Raw genomic sequence first — 13,766 nt, 5'->3', positions numbered from 1 at the left:
TTCCTCGACGGCGACGGCGTCTCCCGACAGGGTGGGGCCATGCTGACCCGAGTCGCCGTCCTGTCCGACATCCATGGCGCACTGCCCGCGTTGGAGGCCGTGCTGGCCGAGCCGGACGTCGCCACCCCCGAGAAGATCGTGCTCACCGGCGACATCGCCGCCGGCCCGCAGCCGGTCGAGGTCCTGGACCTGCTCACCGGTCTCGGTGACCGGGCCTGCTGGGTACGCGGCAACGCCGACCGGGAACTGGTCGAGGCTCGCGCGGGCCGCGGCACCCCCTTCGAGGTCTCGAACTGGGCGGCCGGGCAACTGCGCGAGGACCAGGTGGCCAGGCTGGCGGCGCTCCCGTTGACGGTGACCCTGGAGATCGCGGGCCTCGGGCCGGTGCTCTTCTGCCATGCCACCCCGAGGGACGACGAGGAGGTCGTGCTCGTCGACACCCGGACGGCGCGATGGACCGAGGTGTTCACCGACCTGCCGGAGGAGGTGACCACGATCGTCTGCGGGCACACCCACATGCCGTTCACCCGGCTGGCCGACCGCCGGCTGGTCGTCAACCCGGGCAGCGTGGGCATGCCGTACGGCGGACCGGGGGCGTACTGGGCGTTGCTCGGGCCGGGGGTGCAGTTACGACGTACCCGGTTCGATGTGGACGCCGCCTGCGCCCGGGTCGCCGCCGAGTCGGGCTTCCCGGACGCCGCCGGTTGGGCCGACGAGTACCTGCGCTCCCGCAACAGCGACATCGACGCGCTGACCGTCTTCGGCCCCCTCGACGGCCGCTGACGCCTCAGCCGTCGACCGGTTCTTCGGTCGGTTCCCAGGCGCGGGCGACCGACAGGCTGTCCTCGTAGACGTGGTGCCGGGTGACCAGCCCGTCCCGCACCGTCAGGTGCAGGGCGAAGTGCGCCGTGCGCGTTTCCATGGTTCTCCGTCCTTCCCCTCGGCGGGTCGGTTCCCGCACCCGTTGTCAGCTTGGGCGGTGTACTACCGGTTCGTCCATTACGTCGGAGGTAATGCCGGAGCCGGCCGGCGGCCGGTGATCCGGGGCGTCACCTTCTCGGCAGCAGCTGGACCATTCCGGCCAGCGCCAGCTCGAGCACCATCAGCGCGACCAGCCCGATCCGGAACCCGTCGACCAGGTCGACGCCCTGGTAGAACACGATCCCGATCAGGGCGACCCCGACCGCGTTGCCGGTCTGGTTCACGGTGGCCAGCACTCCCGCAGCGGCCCCGGTGTGCCGTGGCGTGACCCGGGACAGCACCGTCGTGGTCAGCGGTGCGATCGCCATGCCCATCCCGATGCCGTCAACGGCGAGCCCCGGGACCAGCCAGCCGTTCCCGTGCCCCGCCGCCGCCCACATCCCGAACAGGCCGACCGCCATCACCAGCGCACCGATGCTGACGACCTGTCGGCCGAGCCGGGCGGCGAGCCGGTCGGCGTACATCGAGGTGAGCAGGTAGCCGGCGCCGATCGCCATGAACACGGTGCCCGACTCCAGGGCCGACAGCCCCCGTCCCACCTGGAGGTAGAGGGCGAGGATGAGGAAGAAGGACGCCTGCCCCATCCAGAACACCTGGGTGGCCAGCAGCCCCACCGAGAACGCCCGTTCCCGGAACAGGGCCAGGTCCACCAGCGGCTGCCCGGTCCTGCGCTGGCTCACCGCGAAGAGCGCGAACAGCAGCACCGAGGCGGCCAGGCTCAGCCAGGTCCAGACCGGCCAGCCCTGCTCGCGGCCCTGGATCAGCGGCAGTACCAGCGCCACCAGGGCGGCACTGATCAGGGCCACGCCGATCAGGTCGAGCCGGGTCGCCGGCTGACGCGATTCCGGGATCCGCCGCAGGAGCGGCAGCGCGGCCAGCCCGACCGGCAGGTTGATCAGGAAACACATCCGCCAGTCCAGGCCGAACAGGTCCGCCTTGATCAGCAGTCCGCCGATCACCTGGCCGAACACGGCACCCAGGCCCATCGTCAGGCCGTACCGGGCGAACGCCCTGGGCTGTTCGGCCGGCGCGACGCCGGTCCGCACGATGGCCAGCACCTGCGGCATGAGCAGCGCGGCGGCCAGCCCTTGCAGGGCCCGGGCGCCGATCAGCACGCCCACGGTGGGCGCCAGTCCGCAGAGCACCGAGGCGAGGGTGAACAGCCCGGTGCCGAGGCCGAAGACGCGGCGACGGCCGTACCGGTCGCCGAGCCGGCCGCCGATGATCAGACCGGCGGCCAGCGCCAGGACGAAGCTCGCCACCACCCACGCCAGCCCGGCCGGACCGGTACGCAGGTCGCGTTGGATGACCGGCATGGCGACGTTGACGATGAACGCGTCGATCGAGGTCATGAAGATCGGGGTGAGCAGGACCGGCAGGAAACCCCGGGACGGGGCGGCCGGAGCCGCCCCCGTCACCGGTGCGGTGGTGGCCAGGACGCTCACGCCGGCACCCGGTCCAGGAAGCCGTGCACCTTCGCGATCCGGCCGTCGGCGATGACCGCGACGTCGAAGCCGATGACGATCGGCTCGGCGCCGTCCGGGCCGAGGTGCCAGGTGAACCGGGCCAGGTCGTGGTGCGCGTCGACCGGGCCGGCGAGCCGGAACTCCAGGCCGGCGAACTGCTGTTGCACGGCCGCGATCAGGGCGTCGATCGCGTCCCGTCCCGCGACGGCGGCCAGCGGGTCGGTGTAACTGCCGTCGACCGTCCAGACCTCGTCGATGAGGGCCCGGCGGGCGGTGGGGTCGGTGGTGTTCCAGGTGGCCAGGTACTTCTCGATCAGTTCCATGGGTACGACGCTATGGGCGATCCGGGCTCGCGGAATCGGTAGCGCTTAGGTACCGGGTACCTGGATAGAGTGCGGACATGTTGCACGGCCGGGCGCAGGAGCAGGACCGGATCGCAGCCCTGCTGGCCGGCACCGCCGAGGGGGTGAGCGCGGCGTTGGTGCTGCGCGGTGGGCCCGGTATCGGCAAGACCGCCCTGCTGGACTGGGCCGCCCGGTTGCCCTCGCCCACCGACCGGCCGCTGCGCGTGCTGCGGGCCGACGCGGTCGAGTTCGAGGCCGAGTTGCCCTTCGCGGGGCTGAGCCAACTGCTCCGGCCCGCTCTGGACCGCCTCGACCGGCTGCCGGAACCGCAGCGGCGGGCGCTCGCCGCGGCGTTCGGGCTGGGCAGCGGCGAGCCGGCCGACCGGCTGCTGGTCGGCCTGGCGGTACTGTCCCTCCTGGCCGACCTGGCCGAGGACGGCCCGCTGCTCTGCCTGGTCGACGACGCGCACTGGCTGGACACCGTCTCCGCGGCGGCGCTGCTGTTCGCCGCCCGCCGGCTGCGCGCGGAGGGGGTGGTGCTGATCTTCGCCGCCCGGGACGGCGCCCTGGCGGCCCCGGGCCTGCCCGAACTGGCCCTCGGTGGGCTCGCCCCGGCGGACGCGGTCCGGCTGCTCGACCCGACGCTCGCCCCGGACGTGCGGATGCGGGTACTGGGCGAGGCGCGGGGCAACCCGCTCGCGCTCGTCGAACTGCCCCGCGTGCTGCCGTCCGGCGGGTCCGGCGGCATGCTGCCGCTGACCGACCGGTTGCGGGACGCGTTCCACGGTCAGGTGGCGGCGTTGCCCGTCGGTACCCGGACACTGCTGCTCGTCGCCGCCGCCGAGGACACCGGTGAGCTGGCCGTACTACTGCGCGCCGCCGGTTCGCTCGGTGCGGGTCCGGCCGACCTGCCACCGGCGGAGCAGGCTCGGCTCGTCGAGGTCCGGGACGGACGGCTACGGTTCCGTCATCCGCTGGTCCGCGCCGCCGTGCACGCCGCCGCGACGTACCCGCGGCGGCTCGCCGTGCACCGGGCGCTCGCGGACGCGCTCACCGGTCCGGACACCGCGGACCGGCGGGCGTGGCACCGGGCCGCGGCGGCCACCGGGCCGGACGAGGACGTGGCCGGTGCCCTGGAACGCACCGCCGAGCAGGCTCGCGACCGCAACGGTCAGCTCGCCGCGCTGACCGCGTTGGAGCGCGCCGCCGAGCTCAGCGAGCAGGACGACGCGCGAGCGCGCCGGCTGCTGCTGGCCGCTGAGAGCGGCCTGCAGTCGGGTCACCTCGGCGACGCCGTCCGACTCGCGGAGCGGGCCGCCGGCCTGGTCGACGACCCGGAGTTCCACGCCCGGGTCGCCTGGGTCGAGGGACACGCCTGGTTCTGGCAGGGCGGCCACCGGACCGCGTACGACCTGATGACCGGTGGCGCGGACCTGGACCCCCGGCGACGCGCCGAGTTGCTGGTGGCGGCCTTCCATCCGGCCTGGTATCTCGGCGAGCCCTGGTTGGGCGCCTGCCTGGACCGGCTCGCCACGCTCGACCACCCCGTCGCCCGGTACCAGGTCGCCGCGCTGCGGGGTCGACCGGTGCCGTTGGCCGAGGCGGCCGCCCGGATCGGTGCCGAACCCCGCGACCGGGTGCAGCTCTGCGGGCTCGGTTTCGTCGCCGGGCAGGACGCCGAGACGTACGAGATGGCCGCGGCCCTGGTCGCCCGGTGCCGCGCGGATGGCGTCGTCGGGCTGCTGCCCACCCTGCTGTTCTTCCTCGCCGAGGCGGAGTTCTTCCACAGCCGGCACCGGGACGCGGCGGTCAGTCTGGACGAGGCCGTCCAGATCGCCCGGGACGCCGACCAGCCACTGTGGAACAGCCAACTGCTCGCCGTGCAGGCGGTGTTGTCCGCCGTCGCCGGCGACGAACCGCGCTGCCGGGAGCAGGTCGCGGCGGCCCTGTCCGATGCCCGCACGGTCGGCGAGGCCGGCGGGCGGGCCTGGACGTTCTGGGCACTCGGCCTGCTCGACCTCGGCCTGGGCCGGGCCGAGTCGGCCGTGGCCCACCTCGCCACCCTGCGCGAGGAGCCGTACGCCCACCAGGTCTGCGCCTACCGCAGCGTGCCCGACCTGGTCGAGGCGGCCGTCCGGGCCGGCGTGCCCGAGCGGGCGCGGGAGGCGGCCACCCGCTTCACCGGCTGGGCGGAACGGGTGGACCGGCCGTGGGCCCGGGCGTCGGCACACCGGTGCCGGGCGCTGTTGACCGGCGACGAACAGGACTACCTGCTGGCTCTCAAGATCGGTGGCCGCCCCTTCGAGCAGGCCCGCACGGAGCTGCTGTACGGCGAGTGGTTGCGCCGGGCCCGCCGCCGGACCGACGCCCGCGGCTGGCTGCACCGGGCGCTGGACACCTTCGACCGGCTCGGCGCGGCGCCCTGGGCGGCGCGGGCGCGCACCGAGCTGAACGCCACCGGGCTCGCCGCCCCGCAGGCGATCCGGTCGGTGACCGCCGACCTCACCCCGCAGGAGTTGCAGATCGCCCGGCTCGCGGGGCAGAGGCTGTCCAACAAGGACATCGCGGCGCAGCTCTTCCTCAGCCCCAAGACCGTCGCGTACCACCTCTACAAGGCGTACCCGAAGTTGGGGGTGTCCAGCCGCACCGAGCTGGCCGATCTGGAGCTGTGACAGCGATCCGGCCGAGCCGGGCCGCCGGTGCGGCCGAGCCAGAAAAAAGCAGTCTTGACTGTTTGTTTCGCTCGGGGCACGCTGTCCGCATGCCCGCCAGCCCGACCCGGACGCCGCAGCAGGAGCGCAGCCGGGCGACCCAGGCCCGGTTGCTGGAGGCGACCGTCGAATGCCTGGTCGAGCACGGCTGGTCCGGCACCACCACCACCGTGGTCGCCACCCGGGCCGGCGTCTCCCGGGGTGCCCAACTGCACCACTACCCCACCAAGGCGACCCTGGTGATGGCCGCGGTCGAACACCTCGCCGAGCGCCGGGCCGCCGAGATCCGGGCCGAGGCGGCCGTCCTGCCCGCCGGCGCCGGCCGGCTGGACCGGGTCATCGACATGCTGGCCGCCGTCTTCACCGGCCCGCTCTACGTGGCCGGCCTGGAGGTCTGGGTCGCCGCCCGGACCGACCCGGAACTGCGGGACGCGCTGGTGCCGCTGGAGGCCCGGGTCGGCCGGGAGATGCACCGGCTCACCGTGGAGCTGCTCGGCGCCGACGAGCGGACCCCGGGCGTACGGGAGGCGGTGCAGGCCACCCTCGACCTGCTGCGCGGGCTCGGCGTGGCCAACCTCCTCTCGGACGACTCGGCCCGCCGCGGCGCGCTGCTCGACACCTGGAAACGACAGCTCGCCGCGATGCTCACCGGCGACCAGGGCACATCCCCGAATCCGGAGGCATCATGGTCGACCTGAACCGCCTGCTGACCGACCTGACCGACGAGTCCGCCGACCTCGACGCGCTGGTCGCACCGCTGCCGGCGGTCGACTGGCAGCGCCGGACCCCGGCACCGGGCTGGACGGTGGCCCACCAGATCGCCCACCTCGCCTGGACCGATCACGTCGCCCGGCTGGCCGCCACCGACCCCGCCGGCTTCCTCGCCTCCGTCTCGCGCGCCGCCACCGACCCGGGTGGCTTCGTCGACCGGGGCGCCGAGGAGTTCCTGGCGCCGCCGGCCACCCTGCTCGCCCGGTGGCGGGACGGTCGGACCGCGCTGGCCGGCGCCCTCGCCGCCGTCCCCGTCGGCACCACGCTGCCCTGGTACGGCACCCGGATGTCACCCGCGTCGATGGTCACCGGACGGATCATGGAGACCTGGGCGCACGGTCAGGACGTGGCCGACGCGCTCGGCGTCGCCCGTACCCCGACCGGTCGGCTCCGGCACGTCGCCCACCTGGGCACCCGTACCCTCGGTCACGGCTTCGCCGCGCACGGCCGGGCGGTGCCCGAGGCCCCCGTACACGTCGAGTTGACCGCGCCGGACGGTGCCACCTGGCACTTCGGACCGGCGGACGCGGCCGACCGGGTCACCGGGCCGGCGCTGGACTTCTGCCTGCTGGTCACCCAGCGACGGCACCGGGCCGACCTGGCCCTGGTGGCCACCGGGCCGGTCGCCGACGAGTGGCTGGACGTGGCCCAGGCGTTCGCCGGGCCGCCCGGCGCCGGCCGGCAGCCGGGTGCGGTGAACGCCGCGTGATCCGGGTCGGCAACGCTTCCGGCTTCTACGGCGACCGGTTCACGGCCTGGCGGGAGATGCTCGACGGCGGCGAACTGGACGTGCTGACCGGCGACTACCTGGCCGAGTTGACCATGTTGATCCTGGGCCGGGACCGGCTGCGGGACCGGGACCTCGGCTACGCCCGCACCTTCCTGCGACAGATGGAGACCTGCCTGGGCACCGCGGTCGATCGCGGCGTGCGGATCGTGACCAACGCGGGTGGCCTCAACCCGGCCGGGTTGGCCGCCGCGCTGGAGAAACTCGCCGCCCGGCTCGGCGTCCGCGCCGCCATCGGGTACGTCGAGGGCGACGCGGTCGACCGGCCGGACGCGTTGACGGCGAACGCCTACCTCGGCGGGTTCGGCATCGCGGCCTGCCTGTCCGCCGGCGCGGACGTGGTGGTCACCGGCCGGATCACCGACGCGTCGTTGCTGGTCGGTCCCGGCATCGCGCACTTCGGCTGGGGTCGCGACGACCTCGACGCGCTGGCCGGCGCCACGGTCGCCGGGCACCTGATCGAGTGCGGCGCGCAGGTCACCGGCGGCAACTTCAGCTTCTTCACCGAGCTGCCGGACGGCGGCCGGCGGCCCGGGTTCCCCATCGCCGAGCTGCACGCCGACGGCTCGGCGGTGCTGACCAAACACCCCGGCACCGGCGGCGCGGTCACCCCGGAAACCGTCACCGCCCAACTGCTGTACGAGGTCGGCGGACCGGCGTACCTCGGTCCGGACGTGGTGACCCGACTGGACACGGTCACCCTCACCGCCGACGGCCCGGACCGGGTACGCGTCAGCGGGGTGCGCGGCGAGCCGCCACCGGCCACCCTCAAGGTCGGCGTCAACAACCTCGGCGGGTTCCGCAACTCGATGACCTTCGTCCTGTGCGGACTGGCCGTCGAGGCCAAGGCCGACCTGGTCCGCGCCCAGCTCACCGACGCGGTCGGACCGGACGGGCTGGAGTTCACCCTGGCCCGCACCGACCACCCGGACGCCACGGACACCGAGACGGCGAGCGCGCTGCTGCACGTACACCTGCGGGACGGCGACAAGGCACGGGCCGGGCGGGCCTTCTCGGCGGCCGCGGTGGAGCTGGCGCTGGTCTCCTACCCCGGTTGTACGCTGACCACCCTGCCCGGCGACGCCACCCCGTACGGCGTCTTCACCTCGCACCGGACGCCGCAGGACGCGGTCGCCCACGTCGCCGTCCTGCCCACCGGCGAGCGGGTCCCGATCCCGCCCCCGCCGACCGCGGTCGGTGCGGGCCCGGCGCCGGCGGCCGACGCCACGGGTCCGACTGCCGGCGGGACCGGCGGGGGGATCCGGCGGGGCCCGCTCGGCGAGCTGGTCGGGGCGCGGTCGGGGGACAAGGGCGGAAACGCGAACCTGGGGGTGTGGGCCCGCGACGACGCCGGTTGGGCCTGGCTGCGCTCCTGGCTGACCGTCGGGCGGCTGGCCGACCTGCTGCCGGAGACCGCGGGGCTGGCCGTCGAGCGGTACGAGCTGGCCAACCTGCGCGCGGTCAACTTCGTCCTGCCCGGCCTGCTCGGGCCGGGGGTGGCCGGGTCCACCCGGTTCGACCCGCAGGCCAAGGCCCTCGGCGAGCTGCTGCGGTCCCGGATCGTCGACCTGCCGGCCCAGCTTTCGACCGGTCCGATCACGCCGGACGCCGACGGTCCCGCCGCCGTCCGGGCAGCGACCTCGGCGCCGGCACCACCGCCGACACCCTCCCGGGAGGACCGGCCATGACCATCGCGGACACCCCGGAACGGCGGCAGCTGCGCGAGCTGACCCGGGCCTTCGTCACCCGGGAGGTCCTGCCCCACCTGGCCGACTGGGAACGCGCCGGCGAGGTCCCGCGCGAGTTGCACGCCACCGCCGCGAAGATCGGCCTGCTCGGTATCGGCTTCCCCGAGTCGGTCGGCGGCAGCGGCGGGAACCTGCTCGACTCCATCGTGGTCACCGAGGAGATCATCCGGTCGGGTGGCTCGTCGGGCCTGGTCGCGGCGCTCTTCACGCACGGCATCGCGCTGCCGCACATGGTCGCGGCGGCCGGCGCCCGGCAGGTCGGCTCCCTCGGCGGTCGGCTGGGCCGGACCCCCGACGCCGACGACGACCTGATCGACCGGTACGTCCGGCCCACCCTCGCCGGGACGATGATCGGCGCGTTGGCGATCACCGAGCCGGACGGCGGCTCGGACGTGGCCGGCATCCGCACCTTCGCCCGGCTCGACGGCGACCACTACGTGGTGAACGGGTCGAAGACCTACATCACCAGCGGGGTACGGGCCGACTTCGTCACCACCGCCGTCTGCACCATGCTGCCGGGCAGCGGTGCGCTCAGCCTGCTGGTGATCGACAAGGGTACCCCCGGCTTCACCGTGGGCCGGCGGCTGGAGAAGCTGGGCTGGCACTGTTCGGACACCGCCGAGCTGTCCTTCGTGGACGTCCGGGTGCCGGTGCGTAACCGGATCGGCGCGCAGGACACCGGCTTTCTCGCCATCATGCAGCAGTTCGCCGCCGAGCGGCTGACGCTGGCCACCAGCGCGTACGCGACCGCGCAGCGCTGCGTCGAGCTGACCGTGCGCTGGTGCCGGGACCGGACCACCTTCGGCCGGCCGCTGGCCAGTCGGCAGGTGGTCCGGCACCGGCTGGCCGAGATGCACACCCGCGCCGAGTCCGCCCGGGCGTACGTGCACGAGGTGGCGGCCCGGGTGGCCGCCGGCGAGCCGGTGGTGACCGAGGTGGCGATGGCCAAGAACGTCGCGGTGGCCGCCTGCGACCAGGTGGTCGACGCGGCCCTGCAACTGCACGGCGGCTACGGCTACCTGCGCGACGCCGAGGTGGAACGGCACTACCGGGACGCCCGGATCCTGGGCATCGGCGGCGGCACCACCGAGATCATGAACGAACTGATCGCGAAGGGCCTGGGGATCTGATGACCACGCTGCGGACCGCCCTCGCCGGGACCGACGGCGCCAACCGGGCCGCGATGCTGGACCGGCTGGCCGAGCTGGCGGACGCCCTGGACACCGCGCGGGCCGGTGGCGGGGAGAAGTACGTGACCCGGCACCACGCCCGGGGCAAGCTGCTCCCCCGCGAGCGGATCGAGCTGCTGCTGGACCGGGACGCGCCGTTCCTGGAGCTGTCTCCGGTGGCCGGCTTCGGCACCGACTTCCCGGTCGGGGCGAGCGTGGTGACCGGCGTCGGCGTGGTCGAGGGCGTGGAGTGCCTGATCGTCGCCAACGACCCGACGGTACGCGGCGGCGCGGTCAACCCGTGGTCGCTGGCGAAGACCCGGCGGGCCGGCGAGATCGCGCTGGCCAACCGGCTGCCGATGGTCAACCTGGTCGAGTCGGCCGGTGCGGACCTGCCCAGCCAGGCGGACATCTTCATCCCGGGCGGTCGGGTGTTCCGCGACCTGACCCGACTCTCCGCCGCCGGCGTCCCGACCGTGTCGGTGGTGTTCGGCAACGCCACCGCCGGCGGGGCGTACGTGCCGGGCATGTCCGACTACACGATCATGATCCGGGACCGCTCCCAGGTGTATCTGGCCGGACCGCCCCTGGTGAGGATGGCCACCGGCGAGGTCACCGACGACGAGTCGCTGGGCGGCGCGGCCATGCACGCCACCCGGTCCGGCCTGGCGGACTTCATGGCCGAGGACGAGCCGGACGGCATCCGGCTGGCCCGCCGGTGCGTACGCCGGCTGAACTGGCGTAAGCAGGGACTGCCGCCCCGTACCGCCGACCCGGCCCCACCCCGGTACGACCCGGAGGAGTTGCTGGACATCGCCTCGGCCGACCTGAAGGTGCCGTTCGACCCGCGCGAGGTGCTGGCCCGGATCCTGGACGGCAGCGACTTCGACGAGTTCAAGCCGGCGTACGGGACGGCGCTGGTGACCGGCTGGGGTGAGCTGCACGGCTACCCGGTCGGGGTGCTGGCCAACGCCCGGGGCGTGCTGTTCTCCGAGGAGGCGCAGAAGGCCACCCAGTTCATCCAGCTCGCCAACGCCACCGACACCCCGCTGGTCTTCCTGCAGAACACCACCGGCTACATGGTCGGCACCGAGTACGAGCAGCGCGGCATCATCAAGCACGGGGCCCTGATGATCAACGCGGTGTCGAACTCCACCGTTCCGCACCTGACGGTCAACCTGGGCGCCTCGTACGGTGCCGGCAACTACGGCATGTGCGGCCGGGCGTACGAGCCGAGGTTCCTGTTCACCTGGCCGAACGCCAAGTCGGCGGTGATGGGTCCGACGCAGTTGGCCGGGGTGCTGTCGATCGTGGCGAGGCAGGCGGCCGCCGCCCGCGGCCGCGACTACGACGAGGACTCCGACGCCGCCATGCGGATGATGGTCGAGCAGCAGATCGAGTCGCAGTCCGGCGCCCTGTTCCTCTCCGGCCGCCTCTACGACGACGGCGTGATCGACCCCCGGGACACCCGCACGGTCCTGGCCCTGGCCCTCTCCGCAACCCACAACGCCCCGATCAACGGCGCCAAAGGTTTCGGCGTCTTCCGCATGTGACCGAAGCGTTGATCATGAAGTTGTTGTCGACGGGCACGGCGTGTCGCGACAACAACTTCATGATCAACCGAATCTGGAGGGACCGGTTGGGGAGGGTGGGTGGTTGGGGTGGTTCGTAGGGTCCTGGTGGCCAATCGGGGGGAGGTCGCTTGTCGGGTCATCGCCGCCTGTCGGGGGGGTGGGGTTGAGGCGGTGGCGGTCTATTCGGACGCGGATGTCGGGGGGCGGCATGTGCGGGAGGCGGATCGGGCGGTGCGGTTGCCGGGGGAGGCGCCGGGGGACACGTACCTGCGGGGGGATCTGCTGGTCGAGGCGGCGCGGCGGGCCGGGGCGGACGCGGTGCATCCGGGTTACGGATTCCTCGCCGAGAACGCCGGGTTCGCCGCCGCCGTGGTCGACGCCGGGCTGACCTGGATCGGGCCGCCCGCCGGGGTGATCGCGGTGCTGGGATCGAAGATCGGGGCGAAGGCGCTGCTCGCCGAGGCCGGCGTGCCGATGTTGCCCAGCCACACCGACCTCGACCGGGTCACCGAATTCCCGGTGCTGGTGAAGGCGTCCGCCGGCGGTGGGGGCCGGGGCATGCGGATCGTCCGGGACCCGGCCGGACTCGCCGAGGCGGTCGTCTCGGCCCGCCGCGAGGCGGCCGGCGCGTTCGGCGACGGGACGGTCTTCATCGAGCGGTACGTCGAGCGGGCCCGGCACGTCGAGGTGCAGATCTTCGGCGACACGCACGGCGCCGTCGTCTCCCTCGGCGAGCGGGAGTGCTCGATCCAGCGGCGGCACCAGAAGCTGGTGGAGGAGTCCCCGGCGGTCATCCCCGCCGACCTGCGTACCGCGCTGGCCGAGGCGGCGGTGGCCGCCGGCCGGGCGGTCGGCTACGTGGGCGCCGGCACGGTCGAGTTCCTGCTGGCACCGACCGGCGAGTTCTTCTTCCTGGAGATGAACACCCGGCTGCAGGTCGAGCACCCGGTGACCGAGTGCGTGACCGGTCTCGACCTGGTCCGGCTGCAGTTGCTGGTGGCCGAGGGTGGCGCGCTGGCCGACCTGCTGGGCGGTGGGCACGGCGGCCTGCTGGGCGGTGGGCACGGCGGCCCCGCCGCCGGCGCGGTCGCGGTCTCCAGCGCCGGGTCCGCGGACCCCGCCGCTCCGCTTCCGGTACGCGGGCACGCGGTCGAGGTGCGGTTGTGTGCGGAGGATCCGGCGAACGGCTACCTGCCGTCGACCGGGGTGTTGCACCGGTTCGCGATCCCCGGGGTGTCCACCGAGTTCGGGGTGCCGGACCGGCCAGGGCTGCGACTGGACTCCGGGGTGACGGACGGGTCGGTGGTGGGCGTGCACTACGACTCGATGCTGGCCAAGCTGATCGCCTGGGCACCGACCCGGGCCGAGGCGGTGCGCCTGCTGGCCGGGGCGTTGAGTCGGGCCGAGTTGCACGGCGTGACCACCAACCGGGACCTGCTGGTCCGGGTGCTGCGGTCGGCGGAGTTCGGCCGGGCCGAGGTGGACACCGGGTTCCTCGACCGGCATCCCGAGGTGTTCGCCCCGCTGCTGGCCGAGCCGGCACGACTCGCCGTGGCCGGGCTGGCCGCCGCGCTGGCCGGGGCCGCGGCCCGGCGCGCGGCCGCGCCGGTGCTGCGCTCGCTGCCGTCCGGTTGGCGCAACGTCCCGTCCGCCCGGCAGACCATCCGGTACGACTCCACGGCCGGCCCGATCGAGATCGGTTACCGGCTCGACCGGACCGGCCGGCTGGCCGACTGGTCGTTCGACCGGCTCGCCCCGGCCGACGCCACGCCGACCGCCGACGCCACGCCGACCGCCGACGCCGAGATCGGCCTGCCGGCGGTGGAGGTGCTGTCGGCGGGCCCGTCGTCGGTGCTGCTCGACGTGGCCGGGGTGCGGCACGAGCTGCGGGTACACCGGGTGGGCGAGGCGTCCTTCGTGGACGGGCCGGACGGATCGGTGACGCTGACCGAGCTGCCCCGGTTCCCCGACCCGACGCCGGACCCGGCCGCAGGCTCGCTGCTCGCCCCGCTGCCCGGCACGGTCGGCCGGGTGCACGTCGTCGCCGGTCAGCGGGTCGAGCGGGGCCACCTGCTGCTCACCCTGGAGGCGATGAAGCTCGAACACCCCGTACTCGCCCCGGCGGACGGCACCGTGACCGAGCTGCCGGTGGCCGTCGGCGCCCAGGTCGACACCGGCGCCGTTCTCGCCGTGCTCGACACCGAGTGAGCGAACG

At 74.1% G+C, this 13,766-nt stretch carries 11 protein-coding genes; 8 read left to right on the top strand and 3 right to left on the bottom strand.

Annotated elements, in window-relative coordinates; translation table 11 throughout:
* Positions 1-39 precede the first annotated feature (39 nt).
* Positions 40-783, top strand: coding sequence for a metallophosphoesterase family protein (locus ACFOX0_RS00130; RefSeq protein WP_377541275.1), 744 nt, complete (start codon positions 40-42; stop codon positions 781-783).
* 4 nt (positions 784-787) lie between these two features.
* On the opposite strand, the gene ACFOX0_RS00125 is transcribed toward ACFOX0_RS00130, so the two are convergent.
* The 3 genes from ACFOX0_RS00125 to ACFOX0_RS00115 all read right to left on the bottom strand — a co-directional run bounded on the left by ACFOX0_RS00125 (position 788) and on the right by ACFOX0_RS00115 (position 2,770).
* Positions 788-922 carry a hypothetical protein gene (locus tag ACFOX0_RS00125; protein ID WP_377541273.1) on the bottom strand — a complete coding sequence of 45 codons (135 nt, stop codon included), beginning with the start codon at positions 920-922 and terminating at the stop codon, positions 788-790.
* Positions 923-1,049: 127 nt separating this feature from the next.
* The gene (locus tag ACFOX0_RS00120) at positions 1,050-2,426 is read right to left on the bottom strand and encodes an MFS transporter (protein WP_377541272.1); all 1,377 of its coding nucleotides are present in this window, start codon (positions 2,424-2,426) and stop codon (positions 1,050-1,052) included.
* On the bottom strand, positions 2,423-2,770 hold the full coding sequence (locus tag ACFOX0_RS00115; protein WP_377541271.1) for a nuclear transport factor 2 family protein: 348 nt from the start codon (positions 2,768-2,770) through the stop codon (positions 2,423-2,425). Before ACFOX0_RS00115 ends, ACFOX0_RS00120 begins: the two co-directional genes overlap by 4 nt.
* 77 nt (positions 2,771-2,847) lie before the next feature.
* On the opposite strand from ACFOX0_RS00115, the gene ACFOX0_RS00110 reads away from it, so the two are divergent.
* The 7 genes from ACFOX0_RS00110 to ACFOX0_RS00080 all read left to right on the top strand — a co-directional run bounded on the left by ACFOX0_RS00110 (position 2,848) and on the right by ACFOX0_RS00080 (position 13,759).
* Entirely contained in the window at positions 2,848-5,463 is a 2,616-nt protein-coding gene (locus ACFOX0_RS00110; protein ID WP_377541270.1) for a helix-turn-helix transcriptional regulator, read from the top strand.
* An 89-nt stretch (positions 5,464-5,552) separates the two neighbouring features.
* Entirely contained in the window at positions 5,553-6,200 is a 648-nt protein-coding gene (locus ACFOX0_RS00105; protein WP_377541269.1) for a TetR/AcrR family transcriptional regulator, read from the top strand.
* The gene (locus ACFOX0_RS00100) at positions 6,188-6,982 is read left to right on the top strand and encodes a TIGR03084 family metal-binding protein (protein ID WP_377541268.1); all 795 of its coding nucleotides are present in this window, start codon (positions 6,188-6,190) and stop codon (positions 6,980-6,982) included. Before ACFOX0_RS00105 ends, ACFOX0_RS00100 begins: the two co-directional genes overlap by 13 nt.
* 56 nt (positions 6,983-7,038) lie before the next feature.
* Positions 7,039-8,748, top strand: coding sequence for an acyclic terpene utilization AtuA family protein (locus ACFOX0_RS00095; RefSeq protein WP_377541835.1), 1,710 nt, complete (start codon positions 7,039-7,041; stop codon positions 8,746-8,748).
* Complete coding sequence (locus tag ACFOX0_RS00090) at positions 8,745-9,938, top strand: acyl-CoA dehydrogenase family protein (protein WP_377541267.1); 1,194 nt, start codon at positions 8,745-8,747, stop codon at positions 9,936-9,938. The genes ACFOX0_RS00095 and ACFOX0_RS00090 overlap by 4 nt, the downstream gene beginning before the upstream one ends.
* Complete coding sequence (locus tag ACFOX0_RS00085) at positions 9,938-11,530, top strand: acyl-CoA carboxylase subunit beta (RefSeq protein WP_377541266.1); 1,593 nt, start codon at positions 9,938-9,940, stop codon at positions 11,528-11,530. Before ACFOX0_RS00090 ends, ACFOX0_RS00085 begins: the two co-directional genes overlap by 1 nt.
* A gap of 108 nt (positions 11,531-11,638) precedes the next feature.
* The gene (locus ACFOX0_RS00080; protein WP_377541265.1) at positions 11,639-13,759 is read left to right on the top strand and encodes an ATP-binding protein; all 2,121 of its coding nucleotides are present in this window, start codon (positions 11,639-11,641) and stop codon (positions 13,757-13,759) included.
* Positions 13,760-13,766 lie beyond the last annotated feature (7 nt).

The organism is Micromonospora zhanjiangensis (assembly GCF_042650605.1).
Lineage (GTDB): Bacteria > Actinomycetota > Actinomycetes > Mycobacteriales > Micromonosporaceae > Micromonospora_J > Micromonospora_J zhanjiangensis.
The sequence above is the reverse complement of the archived record's forward strand: the minus strand, read 5'-3'. Positions and strand labels throughout refer to the sequence as shown.